Below are 1413 nucleotides of genomic sequence, written 5' to 3' on the forward strand. Positions count from 1 at the left end.
GTCCCACGCATTGTCGAAAAGGAATTAAATGGGTGGCAAACCTCTGCATTTTTAATTGCATTTCTCTGCACTTTTCTATTGCAAAATACACCTACAATTTGTCCTGCTAGTTATATGGATTAATAACTGCGTTAAGGTTAGCTTTGCACACAAATGGGATAATCCAACAACGTATACAAACATAGGACTTTACTTGGAGAGATGGGTATGATAGGCTCGTTTGCCTGATGAAACCTTAGCTTCAGCCTTTCAAGACAAATCGTACCATTCAACTATATGCACCTTATATATAGTATCAACAACAAAACATTGATATGTTGCACCCTTTATCATTGTTTATATGTATCCACAGAATATGCGTTTAAGGACTTGACTTGGAGCCTCTGTGTAAAGGAATTTTTTTGTAACATAATTTTTTGTTCTAAACGTTGAATGATCTGCATTTTTCAACGAAAGGATGAGATTCTAACCGTTAAAAGTAAACATATTCAGCTTGTGGTGCATATACTGGATTGGTCCTTTATATAGGATAGTAAATAAGATATCTAATCCTTTATCCTTCAGAACATAAACTTTAAATTTAGGGGGAGATTAGTATTGCAAACTGCACAGCAAACAATGGTTAGTATTCCATTCCCGTCAGTATGGGGCCTCCATGCTGCTATAGATGGTAGACCAATCGTTTGGGGTTTACTAAACATTAACTCTATTACAGATAACAGGATAGTTGGTACGGTTAATTTCCGTGGCACACCTATTCCAATTAATGGATATTGGGATGAAAACACCAATCAAATAAGATTTGATTCACCTTTTGCCGCATTTTCCGGTAACTTAACTATATTTGATGATCCCTTGATTAGAATTCGACATTTTGTTTTAAATGGGAGGCTTATTATGAAACCTCCTTCTTTACAAGCAGGAGAGCATGGAACTTGGATTGCTACAACCGATAAATCTCTTACCGGATATCCCGTAATTAGTGGTACCTTGCCCCCTGTTGGAGTCTTTTTAACATCGAATATACTTAGTCAGCTACAGCAGAATAATGTAAGATTTTAGGTTTAAATGGAAGAAATGTAAAACGAACCTCCTTTTTTGTTTTTCGATACATTTCCAAGATTAAATTTGCGCTTCGTCAACAAAAAGGGCATCTACTCCAAGCTCTTCAAGATATTTTACTTGTATTCTATTAATCGATGTCTATATAAATTTTTAGAACCCAACTTTTTTACTATGCTTGACAAATTGTTGAATGATTTTTAAATAATCTCTTCCTTTATTATAATATGGATAGTCAGAAATGTATACAGCAATGAAGCTGGATGGATTTAAGTCAATATTTTGGACACCAATAAGTGAAATTTAATTTTGATCTCATGCCATATTTTTCATGACATCGCTGGTCGCTTG

At 34.7% G+C, this 1413-nt stretch carries 1 protein-coding gene; it reads left to right on the forward strand.

The features are described from left to right. Window positions 1-597 precede the first annotated feature (597 nt). Complete coding sequence (locus IC21_RS08600) at window positions 598-1062, forward strand: hypothetical protein (protein ID WP_029142968.1); 465 nt, start codon at window positions 598-600, stop codon at window positions 1060-1062. Window positions 1063-1413 lie beyond the last annotated feature (351 nt).

Origin of the sequence: Heyndrickxia coagulans DSM 1 = ATCC 7050 (assembly GCF_000290615.1) — a bacterium.
In the GTDB taxonomy this organism is placed as follows: Bacteria; Bacillota; Bacilli; order Bacillales; family Bacillaceae_C; genus Weizmannia; species Weizmannia coagulans.